Annotated in this window: 15 protein-coding genes; 4 read left to right on the forward strand and 11 right to left on the reverse strand. The window is 55.3% G+C overall.

The genetic code is table 11. The features are described from left to right. Positions 1-44 precede the first annotated feature (44 nt). On the reverse strand, positions 45-1,187 hold the full coding sequence (locus BUC32_RS13310; protein ID WP_073253665.1) for a deoxyguanosinetriphosphate triphosphohydrolase: 1,143 nt from the start codon (positions 1,185-1,187) through the stop codon (positions 45-47). A 114-nt stretch (positions 1,188-1,301) separates the two neighbouring features. Here BUC32_RS13310 and BUC32_RS13315 point away from each other — a divergent pair, with 114 nt between their 5' ends. Next, positions 1,302-1,625 carry a HesB/IscA family protein gene (locus BUC32_RS13315; RefSeq protein ID WP_073253668.1) on the forward strand — a complete coding sequence of 108 codons (324 nt, stop codon included), beginning with the start codon at positions 1,302-1,304 and terminating at the stop codon, positions 1,623-1,625. A 9-nt stretch (positions 1,626-1,634) separates the two neighbouring features. On the opposite strand, the gene BUC32_RS13320 is transcribed toward BUC32_RS13315, so the two are convergent. Genes BUC32_RS13320 through BUC32_RS13330 form a run of 3 tightly spaced genes read right to left on the reverse strand, consistent with a single transcriptional unit; the run spans position 1,635 to position 4,285 of the window. Next, positions 1,635-2,588, reverse strand: coding sequence for a DMT family transporter (locus BUC32_RS13320; RefSeq protein WP_073253670.1), 954 nt, complete (start codon positions 2,586-2,588; stop codon positions 1,635-1,637). Continuing rightward, complete coding sequence (locus BUC32_RS13325) at positions 2,588-3,661, reverse strand: DUF6902 family protein (protein ID WP_073253673.1); 1,074 nt, start codon at positions 3,659-3,661, stop codon at positions 2,588-2,590. Before BUC32_RS13325 ends, BUC32_RS13320 begins: the two co-directional genes overlap by 1 nt. Positions 3,662-3,721: 60 nt before the next feature. Then, positions 3,722-4,285, reverse strand: coding sequence for a DUF6749 family protein (locus BUC32_RS13330; protein WP_073253675.1), 564 nt, complete (start codon positions 4,283-4,285; stop codon positions 3,722-3,724). A gap of 374 nt (positions 4,286-4,659) precedes the next feature. On the opposite strand from BUC32_RS13330, the gene xth reads away from it, so the two are divergent. Then, the gene (gene xth, locus BUC32_RS13335; protein WP_073253899.1) at positions 4,660-5,439 is read left to right on the forward strand and encodes an exodeoxyribonuclease III; all 780 of its coding nucleotides are present in this window, start codon (positions 4,660-4,662) and stop codon (positions 5,437-5,439) included. 420 nt (positions 5,440-5,859) lie between these two features. Here xth and BUC32_RS13340 read toward each other — a convergent pair whose 3' ends face one another. The 5 genes from BUC32_RS13340 to BUC32_RS13360 form a co-directional block, all read right to left on the reverse strand. After that, on the reverse strand, positions 5,860-7,479 hold the full coding sequence (locus BUC32_RS13340) for an ABC transporter ATP-binding protein (protein WP_073253678.1): 1,620 nt from the start codon (positions 7,477-7,479) through the stop codon (positions 5,860-5,862). 10 nt (positions 7,480-7,489) lie between these two features. Then, entirely contained in the window at positions 7,490-8,308 is an 819-nt protein-coding gene (locus BUC32_RS13345) for an ABC transporter permease (protein WP_073253681.1), read from the reverse strand. A 7-nt stretch (positions 8,309-8,315) separates the two neighbouring features. After that, positions 8,316-9,272, reverse strand: coding sequence for an ABC transporter permease (locus BUC32_RS13350; RefSeq protein WP_073253683.1), 957 nt, complete (start codon positions 9,270-9,272; stop codon positions 8,316-8,318). Next, positions 9,269-10,741, reverse strand: coding sequence for an amidase (locus BUC32_RS13355; protein ID WP_073253687.1), 1,473 nt, complete (start codon positions 10,739-10,741; stop codon positions 9,269-9,271). The genes BUC32_RS13350 and BUC32_RS13355 overlap by 4 nt, the downstream gene beginning before the upstream one ends. Before the next feature lie 190 nt (positions 10,742-10,931). Beyond that, positions 10,932-12,509, reverse strand: coding sequence for an ABC transporter substrate-binding protein (locus BUC32_RS13360; RefSeq protein WP_073253690.1), 1,578 nt, complete (start codon positions 12,507-12,509; stop codon positions 10,932-10,934). 325 nt (positions 12,510-12,834) lie between these two features. Between BUC32_RS13360 and BUC32_RS13365 the strand changes: the two genes are divergently transcribed. Together BUC32_RS13365 and BUC32_RS13370 are read left to right on the forward strand one after the other, a co-directional pair. Continuing rightward, positions 12,835-13,566, forward strand: a complete 732-nt coding sequence (locus BUC32_RS13365) for a hypothetical protein (RefSeq protein ID WP_139280729.1) — start codon at positions 12,835-12,837, stop codon at positions 13,564-13,566. A gap of 265 nt (positions 13,567-13,831) precedes the next feature. Continuing rightward, a complete protein-coding gene (locus BUC32_RS13370; RefSeq protein ID WP_073253695.1) occupies positions 13,832-14,518 on the forward strand; it encodes a hypothetical protein in 687 nt (228 codons plus the stop codon). On the opposite strand, the gene BUC32_RS13375 is transcribed toward BUC32_RS13370, so the two are convergent. Continuing rightward, positions 14,515-15,702, reverse strand: coding sequence for an FAD-dependent oxidoreductase (locus tag BUC32_RS13375; protein WP_073253697.1), 1,188 nt, complete (start codon positions 15,700-15,702; stop codon positions 14,515-14,517). The genes BUC32_RS13370 and BUC32_RS13375 overlap by 4 nt on opposite strands. Positions 15,703-15,774: 72 nt before the next feature. Further along, on the reverse strand, positions 15,775-16,248 hold the full coding sequence (gene dksA / locus BUC32_RS13380; RefSeq protein ID WP_073253700.1) for an RNA polymerase-binding protein DksA: 474 nt from the start codon (positions 16,246-16,248) through the stop codon (positions 15,775-15,777). Between the last annotated feature and the right edge of the window lie 69 nt (positions 16,249-16,317).

Genomic DNA, 16,317 nt, shown 5'->3' on the forward strand with positions numbered 1-16,317 from the left:
GGGTTTATCACCGTGGGCGGTCAGGTCAACCGATCAGACCCGGTTCAGACCGATCCAAACAGCCGCGCATGTTCCTGTAAGGCATAGCGATCGGTCATACCGGCAAGATAGTCTGACACGATCCGTGCCACATGGGTTTTATCAGGGGCATGCGCCAGATCCGCCTGCCAGTTTTCGGGCAACAGAGCGGTATTGCCCATAAACAACGGGAACAAATCCTCGACAATTTTGGTCACCTCGGCCCGTTTCATCATCACCGATGGCGCCCGGTACATGCGGGTGAACAAAAAGTGGCGGATTTCTTGCAGATCAGACCAAAGCGCGGTGGAAAATTGGATCACGGGTGCTTTGTTGGCGCGAATTTCCTCAACGCTTTGCGCACCACTGGCTTGCAGCAGGTCCCGCGAGGTGTCGATCACGTCGCCGACCATCACGCCGAACACTTGTCGCAACGCCTCGTGGCGACGACGGTTGGCATCCAGCCCCGGATGCAATCGATCAACTCCGTCGTAAGCCTCTGAAATGATGGGCAGGTTCAGAATATCTGCTTCTGTGAACAGCCCGGCCCGCAAGCCATCATGCAGATCGTGATTGTTATAGGCAATATCGTCTGCAAGGGCGGCCACCTGGGCCTCAGCACTGGCGTATGTGTGCAGCTCAAGGTCATGCACAGCGTTGTAGTCAGCCAGCGCATAAGGCAAATTGCCCACAACCGGCCCGTTGTGCTTGGCAATGCCCTCGAGCGTTTCCCACGTCAGATTGAGCCCATCAAACCCGGCATAATGACGTTCGAGCGAGGTTACGATACGAATGGCTTGCGCATTGTGGTCAAACCCACCGTAGGGTTGCATCAAAAGGTGCAGCGCGTCTTCACCAGTGTGGCCAAAGGGCGTGTGTCCAAGATCATGGGCCAGCGCCACGGCCTCGGTCAGCTCAGCATTTAGCCCCAAAGCCCCGGAAATGGTGCGTGCAACTTGCGCCACCTCAATGGAATGGGTCAGACGTGTGCGATAATAATCGCCCTCGTGTTCAACAAACACCTGGGTTTTGTGCTTCAGTCGCCGAAAGGCGCTAGAGTGGATGATCCGGTCGCGATCCCGCTGAAAGCAGGAGCGAAAAGTGCTTTCCTCTTCCCTGACACGCCGTCCCCTGGCGGTACTGGGATCCGAGGCATATGACGCTCTCATCGATCTGGTCCTTGTGGCCTGTCCCTTAGGTTTCTATATTGCAGGGTGGCTGCCTTGGAAACCGGCCAAATTCCCGCGAACCTGTAACCTGTTCAGCCTGTCAGGAGAGACACAATGAACCTTCCGCCCAAAGTGACCGACCGAGCCTATGAACGTCTTGCCGAAATTGGTGCGGCAGATCAGGGTCAGGCCTTGCGTGTTGCCGTCGAAGGTGGGGGATGTTCCGGGTTTCAATACGAGATCAAGCTGGACACGCCGGCCGAGGATGACATGGTTCTGGAAAGCAACGGCGAAAAGGTCATTGTGGATTCCGTGTCAATGCCATTTCTGGCCAATGCCGTCATCGATTTCAGCGAAGAACTGATTGGGGCACGGTTTGTAATCGACAACCCCAACGCGTCAAGCTCGTGCGGATGCGGAACCAGTTTTTCGATCTAAATCAGAATTTTACCTGACGATCTTCGTGTATCTTCTGGGCTGCCACAGGCGCAGGCTGAAGCGTTGTGACAAAGGGATGGCCACCGCCTTGTCTTTGGTGGGTTGCATCTGATCCCAGATCAGGAACACGCCCGACCCGATGACGATGGCCACACCAAGATAGATGTTGGAGGCAGGCACTTCGCCAAAGAACACAGCGCCCAGGACAACCATCCAGACAAATTGCAGATTCATCAAAGGTGTGACGGCATAGGCAGCAAGCAAGCGCAGTGACACCACCAGCAGCCAGCGCGCGGCAAACAAAAACACGGCATAAGCCCCGACCCATCCCAGATCCCCAAGGGGCATCGGTTTGTACACAAAAGGCAAAACCATCGCCATCGCCACACAAAGCGCGGCATTGGGAAAGAACACCTGAGCGAGCGAATTGGCCTCATACCGACCGATGAAGCGCGCCAACACCATGGACAGCGTGCCACAGAGACAGGCAAACAGTGCCACCAGATGGCCAAAGGAAACCGAAGCAATCCCGCCCGGAAACAGGCACAACACGCCAATGAAGCCCGCAGCAAGCGCCGCCCATGCCACGGGGCGCACGTACTCGCCCAAGATGGGGGCGGAAAACAATCCGGCAAAGATGGGCATCATGCCAATGAAAACAAAGACTTCCGCAAAGGGCAGAAAGCGAAAGGCGTAAAAGAAGGCCACCGATCCGATAACGGTAAGCAAGGCCCGCAGCGCCATGGCGCGCGGACAAGAGGTGCGCAAAGACTGGGTTTCACCGCTGGCGCGCGCGGACACCCAGCTGAGCCCCACCACGATGGCCCCGGAAAACGCAAAAAGCTGGGGGGCGGCATATCCGGCAGCGATGAATTTCGTGATCGCATCGGCCGAAGAAATTGCCAGCGTGTAGAGAAGAACCAATCCGGTTCCCGCAAGCGCGCCTTTGTTCCAGAGGGCCATCACATCACCGCCAACGCACGACCAGTGCGGGCAAAGCCTTGGAAAAAGGCGCTAAATTTGTCCGAGGAGGTTTCTGCCCAGGACATAACGGCCTGTGCGTCTTCGGACAGGTGGTCCAGAACCACCGGGCGCATTGTCTCCCAATCGTCGCTGCGGTCCGTGAGCTTGAACATACATTCCGAAAGCTCGCGTAGTGGGCCAGACACTCCATCGGGGCGGAAAAAGGCCATGCGTTCCGATTTCAACGTTTTGGCAAAGGGTTGATGACCGGTGACAGACAGCATCCAGTTACAAACCAAAAATTCGTGGTAATCATCATTTGGGGTGGTTTTCTGATCGGTTTGCACATCGAAGCGATGTGTGTGGCGCAAAAGCCAGGTCTCCCAGACCTCGGGCACATCAAAGCCGCCAAAACGCAGTGCGATGCAAATCTCGGCCAGCAAGTCAGCGTTTTGTTCGATGAAGGCCAGAAGACCGGTAAATTCAAGCGAGGTCCGCGTTTCAGCGTCCAGCATGGGGTCTTTGCGGCCATATTCGGACAGATAGAACACCGCGTGGGTCAGCTCGTATGCAGCCTTTTTGTTGGGCATCGAAAAGGTGGCAGAGCGCGCGATAAAGCTGCGCATCCGATCCTCAAGGCCGGTATCCCCCGCCAGAGGATCAACCCCGCGCCGCGCCATCAGGCGGCGGGCCTCGAGGCGTTGGAGGTCAGACAGCTCAGCCTGAGCAAATCCTTGATCTGCAACCCATTTTACCAAAGCAGCCCCCTTGTCACCCGGTATTCCAAGGTCTTCAAGGTCAAGGCAGATCGACAGTAAAAAGCGATAGTATTGGGGGAAAAACTGCAGGCGGTTTTCGACCTTGTCATAAAACCCAGCAAAGGCGGTCAATGCGTCGTCGTCGACCTGCGCACCTGTGCATTCCAGGATATTCAGCAGCTCGGCATTTTCTTTGAGCCAGAACACATCGTCCCCAAAGCGACGAAAGCTGGCAAAACTGTGCATGAGAGCGCCGTGGCGCTCGGATGCGGGTTGCCGCCGGGACGGGACGTTGAGTTGAACAATGTTAGTCATGTCAGTCTCCCTGGTGACAGGGGGCGCGACCCCGCGCCCCGTTCCGGTAAGCAGTTGGGCTTAAAGACCTGAGGTGAACAGGTCGGCACCTTCTCCGGCGTCCGCCCGAGCAGTGGTTGTGGGCGCAAGGCCCGAAGTGAACATCTGAACCAGACCTGAAGTGAACATCTCGGTGGCGTCACCCGCATCCGCAGAGGTGCCACTGGCCGCAAGGCCCGAGGTGAACATTTCCAGGCCTTCACCTGATGTTGTTTGTGCCGTTGCACTTGGGGCAAGACCCGAAGTGAACATTTGCACGAGACCGGATGTGAACATTTCTGTTGCATCCCCGACCTCTGTCGACGTGCCGCTTGCGCTGAGGCCTGATGTAAACATCTCAAGCCCCTCACCTGCGGTCGTTTCTGCCGTAGCACTGGGCGCAAGGCCCGAGGTGAACATCTGGACCAAACCAGATGTAAACATCTCGGCACCATCACCAGCCATTGCGTCCGAGGCCATCTCGGGTGACAATCCCGATGTGAACAGTTCGGTGTTCAGGCCGTCATGCATGCTTGTTCCCGAGCGATGTTGCGCACGGTTTGCAAACGTTTCGTTAACCATTTCGACAGATTTTTGAGCGAGCATTGGTAACCCTCCAGGTTGAAGTTTTGAGCACCATCACGCTTGCACGTTAAGCGGGTTTTGCAAATCATTTTTTCTCGTTTTTGGTGCGCAAGGTTTGAGAGCGATTAAAGATGAAACAATCTATCCAATTGATATTATGACCTTTTTAGTCTCTTTTTGCTGCCTCATTTTTGACGCAATTTAGCCCACTTTTTGCCACACTTTACCAAAGTACCGCTTAAGTTGAATCCAAATCAATGCCCTTCCATGGCGAATCCCCCCTCGCAGTGCGACTCGATTCCGTGTTTGGGTTTGCGGATTTTCTCTGCCACAGCCCCCTTGCCAGCCATCACCATGTGCGGGATACAAGGACCACGCCGGGCAAGGAGACCTCAATGAAAGTCGCGACATTCAACATCAACGGCATCAAAGCCCGGATTAATGCGCTGCCACAGTGGCTCGACGAGGCCCAACCGGACGTCGCCCTGCTGCAGGAAATCAAATCCGTTGATGAGGCTTTTCCGCGCGAAATCTTTGAAGATCGTGGTTATCAGGTCGAAACCCACGGGCAAAAGTCGTTCAACGGTGTGGCGATCCTGTCCAAGCTGCCCCTTGAGGATGTCACGCGCGGTCTGCCCGGCGACGCCGAAGACGAGCAGGCGCGCTGGATCGAGGCCACGGTGATGGGCGACACAGCCATTCGGGTTTGCGGGCTCTATCTGCCCAACGGCAACCCCTGCCCCGGCCCTAAATATGACTATAAACTGAGCTGGATGGAGCGTCTGCACGCGCGCGCGCAGGAATTGTTGTCTGCAGAAGAACCGTTTTTGATGGCGGGTGACTACAATATCATCCCGCAGGACGAAGATGCCCGCAGCCCCGAAGTCTGGCAGGAAGACGCGCTGGCCCGCCCAGAAAGTCGCGCGGCGTTCCGCCGGTTGATGAACCTTGGCTTTACCGAAGCATTCCGCGCCCGCACTCAAGGACCCGAGCATTATTCGTTCTGGGATTATCAGGCCGGCGCATGGAACCGTGACAATGGTATTCGTATCGACCACTTCTTGCTGAGCCCCCAGTGCGCCGACCTGTTGCTGGACTGTCAGATCGACAAGGAAATCCGTGGCCGAGAGAAGCCTTCGGATCACGTGCCGGTATGGGTGGACTTAGCGGTGTAAGATCAGTCAGTTGATCAAGACCTAGAAACAGACGTTCTGAAAAAGGCTTCCGCAATATCCAAATGCCCGCTTTGAGCCCCTTTTTTTTGACCGAAAGCACAGCCGCAGAAAATTGTCGATCCAGGTGGAAGCCGATCAATTTCTTCCTCAAAAATTCCGCGCTTTCTGAGCGACCAATGCCGGACACATTGCATGTACGCCACCGGCCACTCGTAGCAAATTTTGACACAAATTTGGATTTCTACAGAGGTCGGGCCGTTTTTAAATTTGAGAGCGCTCCAAGGACGGCGCAATGCCGAATTAGTGTAGCGATCTCTTTTACCACCATGGAGAAACGACCGGCAAACGTGCACAAATAGATCGCATGGCCGCAGATGACTTATCACAGACGAGCAATGGCGAAGGCGACACGCTGCAGCTTCACCTCTCTTGTGCCCGACCGTTCAAGACGGTCGTCAACCAATTCGGATCCATTTGAGGGACTGAACTTAACAATAGCTCGGTATAATCTGGATGTGGTGGGGCAAAGATGTCTTCCCGCGACCCCATTTCTACAAGTGCTCCGTCTTTCATTACGATCACATCATCCGCAATCGCGCGCACGGTGGCCAGGTCATGGGTGATGAACATATAAGTGAGGTCCAGGTCACCTTGCAGTTTTTGCAACAGACGCAGGATGCCCTCGGCCACAAGCTGATCCAACGCCGAAGTGACCTCGTCACAGATAATGAAGCTGGGCTCAGCCGCCAAAGCGCGGGCAATACCGATGCGCTGTTTTTGACCACCTGACAGCTCAGACGGGTAACGGTCGATAAACTGATCCGGCTCCAGTTCGATCTGAAACAACAGATCGCGCACCCGCTCACGTGCCGCTTTGCCTTTGAGATCAAGGTAGTATTCCGCAGGGCGACCAATGATTTCGCTGATCTTCTGTTTGGGGTTCAGCGCCGTGTCGGCCATCTGATAGATCATCTGAACCTGTTGCAACTGGGCCTTGCTACGCTGTTTAAAATGCGTGGGAAAGGCTTCACCGCCGATCAGAACCTGCCCCTCGCTGGGTGGCAAGAGCCCGGCGATAACCCGCGCGGCAGTGGATTTCCCCGACCCGGATTCTCCCACAACAGCGACCGTGCGCCCTTTGTGGATATCAAAGCTCACGTCATGCAGCACCGGGACTTTGCCGTAGGCGGCTGTCACTCCCTGTACCTGTATCAAGGGAACATCGCCTTTGGCTGGCGCTGGTTTTATCGGTGACTTGAGGCTGCGAACGGCCCAAAGAGATTTGGTGTATTCCTCTTGTGGGGCGTCCAGCATCTCGGCGGTGGGGGCCTCTTCGACCTGATCACCCTTGAGCAGAATTTTGATCCTGTCGGCCATCTGGGCCACCACGGCCAGATCATGGGTGATGTATATCGCGGCTGTGTTGAACTCGTCGACGATGTTGCGAATCGCCGACAAAACTTCGATCTGAGTCGTCACATCCAGCGCCGTTGTCGGCTCGTCAAAGATAATGAGGTCCGGTTTACAGGACATGGCCATGACCGTCATGGCGCGTTGCAGTTGCCCCCCCGAGACCTGATGCGGATAGCGAAATCCAATGGTGTGCGGATTGGGAAGTTGCAGCTTCTCAAACAGAACCTCAGCTTCTTTCTTCGCCTCTGTTCGGCCTTTGACTTTGTGCACCACGGGGCCTTCTGTGTACTGGTCAATAATTCGGTGCGCCGGATTAAAACTGGCCGCCGCAGATTGCGCAACATAGGCAATCCGCTTGCCGCGCAGACCCCGGCTTTGAGCAGACGACAGGTTCAGCAAATCAATCCCGTCGAAATTGACCGACCCACCAGAAATGCGGCAACCGTCGTGGGCATAGCCCATCGCCGCAAGGCCCAGAGTCGATTTGCCGGCACCGGATTCGCCAATCAGGCCAATCACCTCACCTCGGTTCAGGGTCAGGTCGACCCCGTTTATGATCTGCTGCCATGTGTCGGCGGATTTGCCTTCGACTTTTAGCCCTTTGATATCCAAAAGAATGTCTGACATGTCTTGTTCCTCAGGATTTCAGGCCGGAAGCCTGGTGAAGTTTCCAGTCGACCACAAAGTTGACGGCGATGGTCAGCCAGGCGATGGCGGCGGCGGGCAACAAGGGCGTCACTTCGCCAAAAGTGATCAGTGTCGCGTTGTCGCGCACCATCGACCCCCAGTCTGCGGTCGGGGGCTGAATGCCCAATCCCAGGAACGACAGGGCCGAGATCACAAGAAACACGAAACAGAACCGCAGGCCGAATTCCGCGATCAGGGGTGGCATGACATTGGGCAGAATCTCACGCCGGATTTGCCACAACAGGCCTTCTCCGCGCAGCTGTGCCGCTTCAAAGAAATCCATCACGATGACGTCCATCGCCACGGCGCGCGCCAGCCGGAACACGCGCGTTGAATCCAGGATGGCAATCACCAAAACAAGGCTGACCACATTGGTGCCAAAGATCGTCAACAGCAGCAGGGCAAAGATCAGCATGGGGATCGACATCAGCACATCAACAAGCCGCGAGATCAGCTGATCCAGCCAGCCCCCAAGCGTTGCTGCCATCAGGCCCATGAACACCCCAAGCGCAAAGGTGATCATCGTGGTCACCAACGCAATGCTGACCGTGTTCCGCGCGCCGTAAATCAGACGGGACAGCATATCGCGGCCCAGATTGTCCGTGCCCAAAAGAAACTCGGCCCCCCAGGGTTCGAACTTGCGTCCAACAATCGACGTTTCATCAAACGGCGCCAGAACATCGGCAAAGATAATCAGCACAATGTAAAAGGCGATTGTGACGATGCCAAACCAGGCGGTCAGTGGGGCTTTTTTCAGGTCATTCCACATGCGTCACCTATTTCTTATGCATCAGGCGCGGGTTGGTCACGATCGACAGAACATCCGCAGTGAGATTCAATATGATGTAGACCGAGGCGAAGATCAGACAGGCGGCCTGAACAACTGTGACATCCCGTTTTGAGACGCTGTCGACAAGCAATTGCCCCAGTCCCGGGTAGACAAACACCACTTCGACCAGCACCACGCCGGTGATCAAATAGGCCATGTTCAGGGCGATCACATTGATGATCGGGGCCAGTGCATTTGGCAGAGCGTGTTTCAGGATGATCCGACGGCGCGGCATACCCTTGAGATCGGCCATCTCGATATAGGGGCGTGCCAGAAGATTGATGATCGCAGCCCGCGTCATCCGCATCATGTGGGCGGTGATCACCAGAGTCAGCGTCAGCGCGGGCAGGAAGGTTTTGTATAGGAACTCAAAGAACCCGACATCCCCGCGAATGTTCGAAATCCCCGGAAACCAGCCCAGCTTGGACGACAGGAACAGGATCAGGATGTAGCCGACAAAAAACTCAGGGAACGAGATTGTGATCAGGGTTGTGACATTCACCATGCGGTCAAAGATCGAATTTCGATAAAGAGCTGCGGCAAGTCCAAGGCTGATCGCGACCGGCACTGCAATGGACGCGGTGTAGGCTGCCAGCAACAGGGTGTTGATAAACCGCTCACCGATAAGGTCCTGAATGGCGCGGCCATTGGCCAGCGACACCCCGAAATCTCCACGCAACGCACCGCCAAGCCATGAGACATAGCGTTCGATCAATGGCCGGTCCAACCCCAGATCCCGGCGCATGGCGGCCACGGATTCCTCGGTGGCACGCTGGCCCAGTATTTCCTGCGCCAGATCCCCCGGCAAAAGCTCGACCGACAAAAAGATCACCGCCGACACGATCAGCAGGGTCAGCAACCCCAATGCCACGCGTGACAGGATCAGTTGGATCAAGGCAATCATGTCATGTCTCCGTTGCTAGACAGGGGTTTTGTCACATGCACCGGGGGCGTTTTACCAGCCCAGGGAAAGGCCTGTTCAAACTGCCGGGATATCTGCAAAAGTCTGGCCTCATCGCCAAATGGTGCGGCAATCTGAACACCCATAGGCATTCCGGTTTCATCATAGTGCAGGGGCAATGAAATGGCCGGATTGCCAGAAACGTTAAACACACCTGCAAACACATCATTGGCATAAACGCTGTTGTGCCATTGTGCAAAATCAATCTCCGCGCCGGGCTCTGGGTCATAAAAGCTGACCGGCGGTGCGGACCGCGGGGTCATGGGCAAAACCAAGAGATCATAAGTTTCAAACAGAGATCCGATGGCGGCAGTAACCTCCTGAAATACCATCAAAGACCGGATATATGTCTCGGCTGAAATCTCACAGCCACGTTCAAAAAAGCGGGCTGTGCTGCTCAGGACATGATCGGATATGTTCGGGCGATCAAACCGTTCGGCCAATGACTTGAGGTTCACAACAAGTCCTGCGCTCCAGACATTCAGCGCCGCGTTAATAAAGGCCTGATAATCAATTTGGGGTCCGTCCTGCACCACCTCGTGGCCTTCCTGCCGCAGGAAGTCGACGGTTTTCATGACGCTCGCATGGGCGGCGGCATTTGTGTCGTAGCCATACCAAGACTCGGTCAGATAGGCGACTTTCAAGGGACCGGTGTTGTCCTGCCAGGACGTTTGGAAAGGCGCACCCGGTAGTGGCATGCGATAAGGATCGCCTGCATGACCAACGCTGAGACAGTCCAGCAGAACAGCACAATCACGCACGCTGCGCGTCAGTGCGAAGGGGGTGGATATCCCGACATGGGCATCAGATCTGGCAGGGCCTTGCGAAATGCGCCCTCGCGATGGTTTCAGGCCAACAATGCCGCAGTAAGCGGCTGGCACCCGGATGGAACCGCCCGCGTCACCCCCACTGGCCAGTGGCACGGCCCCTGCAGCGACCATGGCGGCCGATCCACCGCTAGATCCGCCCGGTGTGCAATTTGTGTCCCAGGGGTTGCGGGTGATCCCGGTGGCACGGTTCTCGGTGATCCCCAAAAGACCGTACTCTGCCGTTGTCGCGCGGCCCAAATTGAAGAAACCAGCCTTTCGAAACTGCGAAAAGACCAGACTATCTTCCTGCATGACCCGTCCCTTGGCCAAAGGGCTGCCCATTTCCTCAAGGCATCCGGCTTCGCCTGCTGAAAGGTCTTTGTTCAACATCGGCACGCCGTGGAAGGGGCCGTCGGGCAATGTCTGATCAAACCCGTTGTCCAAACGATCCTGATAAAACTCGACAATGGCGTTAAGCGCTGGGTTTACCCGTTCGACACCCTTTGCAGCCAGCTGGGCCAATTCCTTTGGGGTGACGTCCCCCTTTTGAACCAGTTCTGCCAACCCGCAGGCATCATATTGAGAGTATTCGTCGAGGTTCATACTGTTACACGCGCTTTCGTGGAAAGGGTCGATGAGCCGTCCGAACACTAAAGGCATCGCGCCCGGGAACACGAAACAGGCACACCAGGAAAAAGTGGGCTGCACGCATCAGAGATGATGCAGCCCTGGGGAGAGCGAAAACCACACAAAGGGGAGTCTGGTGATTTCCACTATGGCGCGATGGCGCTGTTTAGGCGTGCCACCAGCGTTCTGCGCAACGGCGGGTGTCCAGCGCCCAGCGAGGCTCTAGCTCGCCATGCTGAATGCCATCGGAAATCGCATAAACATTGCTGGCAAACATCGGGATGATTACGCTGCCTTCTTCGCTGATCAGGCGCTGCATTTCGCCGTACATTTCTTTGCGCTTGGCTTCGTTCAGCTCTGCCCGCGCTGTAACCAAGAGTTGGTCAAACTTATCGTTTTTCCAGAACCCTTCGTTCCACGAAGACTCACTCTGGAAGGCCTGGCTCATGGCCAGATCGGCTGTGGGTTGGCCACCCCAATAAGACGCTGACCACGATTTCTGCATCCATACTTTGGACCAGTAGCCGTCATTCGGATGGCGATTGACCTTCAGATCAATCCCAGCCGCCTTGGCGTGTTCGCTGAACAGAACGGCGGTGTCGACCGCCCCTGCATAAGCCGCGTCGGCCACGTCAATCTCAACTGACAGATTCGAAACACCCGCTTTATCAAGGTAGAACTTGGCCTTGTCGGGGTCATAGGTGTGCTGCTCAAGTTCAGCGTTGTAATACTTATGTGTTGGGGCCAGAGGCTGGTCATTGGCGACCGAGCCGTACCCACTCAGGATTGTGTCAACAATTGCCTGACGGTCCACGGCGTACTTCAAAGCCAATCGCACGTTCACATCGTCAAACGGTGCGGCAGTTGCGTTCATTGGCAGAGTGTAATGGGTGCCACCATTGGTTTCGATCACTTTGACGTTGCCGCTGCGTTTCATCAGATCGACGGTGTTCAGATCAACCCGGTCAATGGCATCAACCACTCCAGTGACCAGCGCATTGGTCCGCGCAGCCTGATCCGCAATGGTCAGAATCTCGACTTCGTCAAAATGTGCGCGGTCCGACTTCCAGTAGTTCGGATTGCGGGCGCAGTTTGCACTGACACCGGGATCAAAGTCTTTCAACATGTAGGCACCGGCCCCAACGCCGTTCTTCCAGTCTACACCCTCACCCTCTGCCGGCAGGATCGGCAGACGGAAGTCGGCCATGATGTAGGGCAGGTCGGCGTTGCCGCCCGCAAGAGTTATGACCACGTTGTCCCCGTCAATGGCCACATCCGTGATGCTGGACAGAACCGGCTTCAGCGAGGATTTGGTATCTTCGCGACGGTGAATGTTGATCGAGTTCAGCACATCTTTGGGCATGACCGAACGGCCATCATGAAATTCAACACCCTTGCGGATTTTGAATGTCCATACCTTCGCATCTGACGAGGCTTCCCAGCTTTCAGCAAGCTCAGGAATAGCGTTGCCTTTGTAATCCGTCTCAACAAGAAAGTTGTGGATCGTAAACCCAAGGGTCGCGTGAAAACCGGTGCCAGTGTTCAGTTCCGGGTCAAGCGTGTCGGTGGTTGACCCATGGCCGAGAGCCACTGTGAACTTGCCGCCCTTCTTGGGCGTTGATGCATTGGCAAACGACGGGGCCAGGCCCGCGCCCAACAGACCGGTGACACCCAGAGCGGCAGAGCCTTTCAGAATGTCGCGGCGCTTGAGCATGCCTGACTTGGTGAAACGAGATTGTGTCATTCTATTCCTCCCAGAATGGTTGCCGCTGTTTCTCCGGATGAGAACACAGCAACGAATTCTCGAACAGGTTAGAAACCGGGGCACGTCACCACAATTTCGCTAATGAAATTGTTGTTGCTCCTCATTGACGGGCAAATGTGCGTCAAGTAGCGTCACATTCACTTGGTAGCAGCCTGAAACCTGGTAATTTTGGCAACCCTGCTGCTTTTGACCTCACTTAGCGGATTCATGACCCATGCAAGAACACCCAAACGATTTGTCAGAGAATCTAAAGCTGCTTTGCGCATCTTACCCTTCGGTTGCCGAAATTTGCAGGCAAATGGGCATGAATCGCCAGCAGTTCAACAAATATCTTTCCGGCTCGGCGCATCCCTCTCGGCGCAACCTGATGCGGATTTGCACTTTCTTTGAGATCGCGGCAGACGATCTTGACCTGCCGCACCGCGAGTTTCTGCGGCTCAGCCAACTCAGAAAACATCCATTGTTGTTAGCCGGTAAAAAAATCGATGGCCAGTACAACCCTGATTCACAGAGCAAATCCGACCTACAGCGGTATTGTGGTTACTATCACACCTATCAAAAACTACCTCACGCCAAAAACAGCGTGGTGATCGGATTATGTCGGATCAAGCAATCAGGCAGCCACTATCTCAGCGACTATGTGGAATTGTTGCAGGGCGATATCCGCAAAGAAATCAGCCAAAAGAAATCAAAGATGCACGGGTTGGTGACGCTTGAGGGCGGGTTTATTTACATCCTCGACCACAAGGCAGGCAACAATCCAAGCTATGCGATGACCGTTCTGTTTCCCAGCCGCAGCCCTAAAATGGAGATGATTACGGGCATGACACTGGGTGTTTCGCATCACCTTAGCGGCTCACCTTATGCCGCAAACATCGTCTACAAGAAGCTGCCTGATGATCTGAACCTCAGGCAGGCGATACGGCACACAGGACAATACGCCAGCGATACAGTGGATATCGCTGAGGACATTCTGCACATTATCTCCAACCAAATCCGCCCGGACCAACACGTTCTTTCGCATGGTTTTTTGTAAGGTATTGTCAACTGACTAATGTTGAACCTGTCCAATAAGTGGGGCAAGGTACAAAGCTGACATTTACCGCAAATACCACTACATGCATTGTGCGTTCACTCCAGCCTTTCGTCACAAAATGCACCAAGGTCAGCAATGAGTTGGAAGTACAAGGTGGGTGTCATCTTTCGAGCGGATTTGACAGGATCCAAGGACTGGCCATTATGAATGCAGGCCTCGCGCGTCTTAAACACGCTGGCCAAGCGTTTTGATTTATAGGAAAACCATGACCTTTGCATCACTTCTCCGCGCCCTTCCAGTTCTGCTTGTTTTGGCGACACCTGCCATGGCGCAGCAAGCCCAAAGCGGCGTTCAGTTCAATCTATTCGAGTTTGAAGGGGCTTATGTAGACCGTATCTACAATTTCGATGAGGCATACACGGCCAAACATGGCATCCCAGTACCAACGCCCTTTTCGATCTCGGTTCCAATTCGCAAGGATGTGAAAATGATTGCCGACGGCAAACCCGAAGGTGGGGCCTTTGCCAAATTCACCTTTGCCATCGAGAACGCGGATAAACTGGTGCTCTTGGAAAACATCCAAATCATTCGCGGCGCATTCCCTATTCCGACGGATACAGAAGATCCAGAAGCCCTCCGACTGCAAATCGCCGCCAATGTCTTAAAGGAACAGGTCTTCCCCAGCGCAGTTCAGGGCTTTCAGTCGCCTCAGATACTGGCACTTGAAAAATATAAGTTTGACCATTCCAGCGGCGTGCAACTGGTTGGTCGTTATGTTGACCCAACCATCGGGCCGATGTTGCTGCGCCTGACAGTGAATTTGCACCCCAATCAGCCTGAAAGCTACTTCACAGTGGCCAACATCAATCTGGCCTTCGTGCCTGTCAGCGATGGTGAAACACTACGGCAAACGATCTCAGGGCGCGTCGCGAATAGTCTGTCTTATCCCTAGGACATATCGCTGTCAGACCGTGTCACATCGTGGCGGTAGATCCAATCGAACTGTTGCAACAGTTTTTTGGGTGCCAGCGTGGACAGCATTTTCAATCCCAAATGCGCGCCAAAACGGGAGGGTGGGAAGGACAGATGGTATTTCCACGCATTGCCGCTGGCGGTGTCGATGACTTTGCTGGCGCGCGCATGGCGTCGGGATTGGTAGGCGACTAACCCCTCGGCAGTTGTTTCTGCCTTGTCCAGCGCGTCAGCCAGAACCCAGGCATCTTCCATAGCCATAACTGCGCCCTGTGCCATAAACGGCAGAGTTGGATGGGCCGCATCGCCAAGGATGGCGACATTCTCGCCGACCCATCTGGGGGCAACGGGATGACGGAAAAGACCCCACAAGCCAACATCCGTGACCTGAGCCAGCATTTTGGCCGCATCCCCGCCAAAATCCGAGAAAGCCGCGCGCAGGTTGTCAGGATCATCAGTATGGACCCAGCCTTCGTCGGCCCAATCCATACGCTCCTGCACCATGACAAGATTGATAAGTTCTCCACCGCGCAACGGATAGCTTACCATGTGGCGTTTTGGGGCCATGTGAACACGCGCAACGGCGGGATGGTTCAAATCATTCGGGATCGTCGCGCGCCAGGCCACTTGCCGGGTGAAAAACGGCGCGACTTTGCCATTCAGGACTGGGCGCAACTTTGAATGCAGCCCATCGGCGCCCACGACCAAGTCTGAGTTGACCACCGCACCATTGGCCAGATGCACTTTGGGCGACGGGCCGGGATCAATGGTCTCTGCCTGTTGCAGGAGGCGTACTTTGACCCCTGCGTCGCGCACCGCATCGGCCAGCGCATCAATCAGATCAGCGCGGTGGATAAAGAAATAAGGCTGATCGGCGGGCAACAACCCAAGATCCAACCGGGCGACTAAGGTGCTTTTGCGGTAGTCGCGCAACTCAACCGCCTGTCCCTGAACCGCGCGGGCCTGAAAAGCCTTACCCAACCCCAACGCACGCAGGACGCAGAACCCATTTGGGCTAATCTGAAGGCCGGCCCCCACTTCGGAAATGGACCCGGCTTGTTCAAGCACTGTGACGTCAGCACCACGCGCTTGCAGCGCCAGCGCGGCGGTTAAGCCGCCAATGCCGGCCCCAATCACAGTCACTTTTTTGTTCAACAGACTCATGCTGCAACTCTGGAACGAAAAACGCCGGGGAAAAACCCCCGGCGTCTTTTTTCTTACCGTTTTGAGACGCGGTTAGTCGTCGCGGTGGACTTTTTCGCGCCGCTCGTGCCGTTCCTGTGCCTCAAGGCTCATTGTGGCAATCGGTCGGGCGTCCAAACGTTTCAGCGAAATCGGCTCTCCGGTGACTTCACAATAACCGTATTCACCTTCATCAATCCGGCGCATGGCCGAATCAATTTTGGCAACCAGCTTGCGCTGACGGTCACGTGTGCGCAGCTCAAGTGCGCGGTCTGTTTCTTCGCTGGCACGATCAGCCACGTCCGGAATACTACGTGTACCTTCCTGAAGTGCTTCGATCGTGTCGCGACTGTCGTCCAAAAGCTCAACGCGCCAATCACTCAGCTTACGGCGGAAATACTCGACTTGGCGGTCGTTCATGAACGGTTCGTCTTCTGCGGGACGATAATCGTCGGGCAGGAAGTTCTCAGCTTTCATATCTGCTCCCTCGATGCGGCTCGTGTCCGTCGCGGTCGTTCCTTCAGACATCAGGCCCCCCTTTAACTATGGGCAGGGATTACCCCACCATTTGGGGATTGTCACTACCTGTTAACACTG

Source organism: Shimia gijangensis, from assembly GCF_900142085.1.
In the GTDB taxonomy this organism is placed as follows: Bacteria; Pseudomonadota; Alphaproteobacteria; order Rhodobacterales; family Rhodobacteraceae; genus Shimia; species Shimia gijangensis.

What these genes read in the sequence shown, in the direction of transcription:
- BUC32_RS13310 (WP_073253665.1), bottom strand. Translation starts at nt 1,187, where the DNA reads ATGAGAGCGTCATATGCCTCGGATCCCAGTACCGCCAGGGGACGGCGT.
- BUC32_RS13315 (WP_073253668.1), top strand. Translation starts at nt 1,302, where the DNA reads ATGAACCTTCCGCCCAAAGTGACCGACCGAGCCTATGAACGTCTTGCC.
- BUC32_RS13320 (WP_073253670.1), bottom strand. Translation starts at nt 2,588, where the DNA reads ATGGCCCTCTGGAACAAAGGCGCGCTTGCGGGAACCGGATTGGTTCTT.
- BUC32_RS13325 (WP_073253673.1), bottom strand. Translation starts at nt 3,661, where the DNA reads ATGACTAACATTGTTCAACTCAACGTCCCGTCCCGGCGGCAACCCGCA.
- BUC32_RS13330 (WP_073253675.1), bottom strand. Translation starts at nt 4,285, where the DNA reads ATGCTCGCTCAAAAATCTGTCGAAATGGTTAACGAAACGTTTGCAAAC.
- xth (WP_073253899.1), top strand. Translation starts at nt 4,660, where the DNA reads ATGAAAGTCGCGACATTCAACATCAACGGCATCAAAGCCCGGATTAAT.
- BUC32_RS13340 (WP_073253678.1), bottom strand. Translation starts at nt 7,479, where the DNA reads ATGTCAGACATTCTTTTGGATATCAAAGGGCTAAAAGTCGAAGGCAAA.
- BUC32_RS13345 (WP_073253681.1), bottom strand. Translation starts at nt 8,308, where the DNA reads ATGTGGAATGACCTGAAAAAAGCCCCACTGACCGCCTGGTTTGGCATC.
- BUC32_RS13350 (WP_073253683.1), bottom strand. Translation starts at nt 9,272, where the DNA reads ATGATTGCCTTGATCCAACTGATCCTGTCACGCGTGGCATTGGGGTTG.
- BUC32_RS13355 (WP_073253687.1), bottom strand. Translation starts at nt 10,741, where the DNA reads ATGAACCTCGACGAATACTCTCAATATGATGCCTGCGGGTTGGCAGAA.
- BUC32_RS13360 (WP_073253690.1), bottom strand. Translation starts at nt 12,509, where the DNA reads ATGACACAATCTCGTTTCACCAAGTCAGGCATGCTCAAGCGCCGCGAC.
- BUC32_RS13365 (WP_139280729.1), top strand. Translation starts at nt 12,835, where the DNA reads ATGAATCGCCAGCAGTTCAACAAATATCTTTCCGGCTCGGCGCATCCC.
- BUC32_RS13370 (WP_073253695.1), top strand. Translation starts at nt 13,832, where the DNA reads ATGACCTTTGCATCACTTCTCCGCGCCCTTCCAGTTCTGCTTGTTTTG.
- BUC32_RS13375 (WP_073253697.1), bottom strand. Translation starts at nt 15,702, where the DNA reads ATGAGTCTGTTGAACAAAAAAGTGACTGTGATTGGGGCCGGCATTGGC.
- dksA (WP_073253700.1), bottom strand. Translation starts at nt 16,248, where the DNA reads ATGTCTGAAGGAACGACCGCGACGGACACGAGCCGCATCGAGGGAGCA.